The sequence below is a fragment of the Desulfobulbaceae bacterium genome (assembly GCA_013792005.1).
GTDB lineage: Bacteria > Desulfobacterota > Desulfobulbia > Desulfobulbales > VMSU01 > VMSU01.
In genome coordinates this window covers 1-3166 of record VMSU01000105.1, presented here as the reverse complement: position 1 = coordinate 3166, position 3166 = coordinate 1, and the positions used below count along the sequence as shown (strand labels likewise).

3 protein-coding genes are annotated in these 3166 nt (G+C 55.6%); 1 reads left to right on the top strand and 2 read right to left on the bottom strand.

The window, feature by feature from the left end; translation table 11 throughout:
* Positions 1-634: 634 nt before the first annotated feature.
* Positions 635-820, top strand: coding sequence for an SAP domain-containing protein (locus FP815_05885; GenBank protein MBA3014468.1), 186 nt, complete (start codon positions 635-637; stop codon positions 818-820).
* Between the two features lie 134 nt (positions 821-954).
* On the opposite strand, the gene FP815_05880 is transcribed toward FP815_05885, so the two are convergent.
* The gene (locus FP815_05880; protein MBA3014467.1) at positions 955-2871 is read right to left on the bottom strand and encodes a hypothetical protein; all 1917 of its coding nucleotides are present in this window, start codon (positions 2869-2871) and stop codon (positions 955-957) included.
* Positions 2872-2881: 10 nt separating this feature from the next.
* The coding region (locus FP815_05875) for a hybrid sensor histidine kinase/response regulator (protein MBA3014466.1) at positions 2882-3166 on the bottom strand (285 nt) is incomplete at its 5' end.

Below are 3166 nucleotides of genomic sequence, written 5' to 3'. Positions count from 1 at the left end.
GCACACCGTATGTGTGGCCTCATTCACAAAAACACCCTGCGCCTTGTATATCGGCCCTTTTGCTTAGCTATCCCGTGATTTTTTGCGAGATTATCAATTATTAGGTAATTATCTAAAACCACAATTAAGCTTCTAAGGGACCAGAGCCCCCTCCCCTCCCTCCCATTGTCTCTGGCTCTGGTCCCTTAGTTTTTCTTCCCCTTTCCACCCGCCCCGTCTGAAGTTACCCCACATTCTTTCTTTTCTAAGACCAAAAACCCAAGCCATCCCCAGACTTTTTGCGAGATTGTCATACGTAATCGTTCACCAGAAGCGTTGAGCATGTGGATTTCACCGGACTGTAAACGTTCTCCGGGCACCCCAAATGCACGACTTATATTGACCCGCTTCGTCGGTCAATAAAGCGGTCTGCGAAGTGTGCTAGTTGCACATGAGCAGACCGCTGACAGCTAAGCAAAGACTGCGAAGCAGATGAAGCGCCCGGTGAACGTTTACGATTATACTGCTCGGACGTTACCCTTAATAAAACATAACCAGAAGCCATCTTTTTTTTGACATTAACAACAGTCTGTGCTGTAATATAAAAAAAATCGTGGATCAGTATTCCACTCAAGAACAGCCAGGAGGTCATTCGATGAAGATGGTAGATATTCAAAAAAAAGCAAAGGCTATGGGTATCAAACCCGGTAAGATGAAAAAAACCGAACTCATCCGGACCATCCAAAGTGAAGAAGGCAACTACAGTTGCTTTCTTACGGAAGGTAGTTCCCAATGCACGCAGGAGAGCTGCTGCTGGAGAGATGACTGCCTGACGGAGTAGTCAAGGCCATACCCCTTCGGCTCTGCCCAGGGAACGATTATCGCGGGAACGTCCCCTGAGCGGAACCGGTGAGAGCAAGATAAAAAAAGGCCGGACGATGATGATCGTCCGGCCTTTTTTATCATCTTAACGAGTCAAGGTTGCGGTGGTTGCAGCTCCTCCCCCTCCTGTATCACGCCTTCCTCTTCTTCCTGTTGACCATTTTTCTTTTTCCGCTTGGCCTTCCTCTCGGGAGCGGCCCCCTCGCCAGACGGTTGGGCCTCCAGTTCCATCTGACGTCTCATGGCCGGTGGTGGCGCAGGCGCCTCTACCGGAGGCTGCCGAACCGAGGGCACCTCGGGCGGCTCTGGCACAACCGGCAGCTCGACAGGTATTTGCGGGGGCTGTTCGATGGGTTGCCGCCTACGGATCTGATCCGGCTCCTCAGCAGGCATCCTGTCACCTTGAACTTCATGGCGTTGATCATCCCGCAACAAGCGCCTTCCTCCACGCCTGACGGGAACAACGATCTCCTTAGGGTCATCCACGGGGACTGACTCCTGCACTTCAATAGGGACGGGTTGGGCAGGAACCTCGTGAGGTCGCCGCCCCTGCGGCTGATCAGGTATTACAAGGGAATTAAAATCACCCTTCGGCACCTCGGGCGGCTCTGGCTCCTGAGGCGGCGGAATCACTGGCGAGACAGGCGCCGCTACCGGCTCAGGGGGCTCGACCGAGCCAGCAGACTGCGCTTGGCCATCACTTACTGCTGAGTCAAGAGCAGGGGCTGTTAGCGGCGCCTTCAACTTCTCCGGAAGAGCTGCCTTATGCTGCTCCTCATTCACCGGCAGTCTCTGACGAGGGGCATCATGCTTAAGTTGCCGGCGGGCCGGCCTCTGCTGCTCCAGGAGGACAGGCTGAGCCTCCTTGCGCCGCCGCTCTTCTTGAGGCACGACAGGTAGCACAGCATCAGAACGTGGCTGTTGCAGATCCCCTGGCGCAAGCGGTTGAACTGCCGACTGGCCGCCCTGCTCCCGCCGCACCTGCTCTCGAAGAGTCGTCCGCCCCTTTTTATCCTTACCCTCTTCTCTGTCCGGCGCTTTAAGGCTCTCCTTGTCCTCTGATGGTCTCGCCTCAACGGACGACTCGGGTTTCTCGCCAAACCTTCCGGCCTTGCGAGGCTCATCTTGCCTATCGAGGCCCCCATCCTTTGAACGCTCCCGCTGGAGCCGATTCTGCTGCGATAAAACCGCCTCAGCCCTCTCCGCCTCTTTCCTGATTTCAACAGCCGACTGAGGCCGAAAATGGGGCCGGACCACCCGCAAACCATCCCTGTCCCGGTGGCCCCCCCGACCATCAGGCCGGTCCACTTCATGGAGATGAACCCGTGAAACCGGCCTGCCGTTGACCTTTTCAAGATAACCGACCGGCACGCCCTGATTCACGATACGGCCATTGACTGCGGTAACCGAGACAACCGTACTGGTCCGCTTGACTAACCACACATTATCGCGCTGACCGATAATATGTCGACGCATCTCCCTGTCATGCAGATGTCGCTCAGGGACTCCAACCCAACAATCCCATCCAAGATCGCGCTCATGATGAAAATATCGCCTGTCCAGTCCACGCCCCGGCCGCCACAGTGCAGTCGGGGGCATAGGAGCCCAGGCAGCATAACCATCGCCATAACGCCAGACCACCCAAGCCGGAGCCCACTCCCGTCCAGGAACCCAGACCCAGCCATACCAGTCATCAAAGGCCCATCGACCATAATGAAACGGAGCCCAACCCCACTCGTGATCAGAGGCCCAGACCCAGCCATAATCACGAGAGTACTCCCAATAGCCATCAGTGTATGGACGCCACCCCATGGGGACATCGCGAGGATACCACACCCGGCCATAGGTTCCATGATTTACCCACCGGCCATAAGGAGCCAAGGCCTCGTAAAACATGTCGGTATCATCGTACCCCCTGTTGACCTGGGACTGAGGGACACATGAGGCGCACGAAACCAACAGACCAACCGCCACAATCAACAAAAACCACCGCTTAAGATACCTCCTCATCGCGTCCTCCCTATCTGTCGGCCGCAACCGGCAATACAATTTCAAAGGTACTTCCGCTCCCTTCCTCTGAGGTAACGACAATATCACCTCCATGGCTCTTGATAGTCGAATAAGAGATGCTGAGACCAAGCCCAGTCCCTTCACCAACGTCTTTGGTGGTAAAAAAAGGATCAAAGATCCGACGTAGGATGTGCGGATCGATGCCGTGGATGCCGACCGCAAAGCCGCCAATCCAGTCGTTCTGGCGATCGACGAAATCGGCCAGGCACATGTTCGGCCGGCCTTCGCGCTTCTT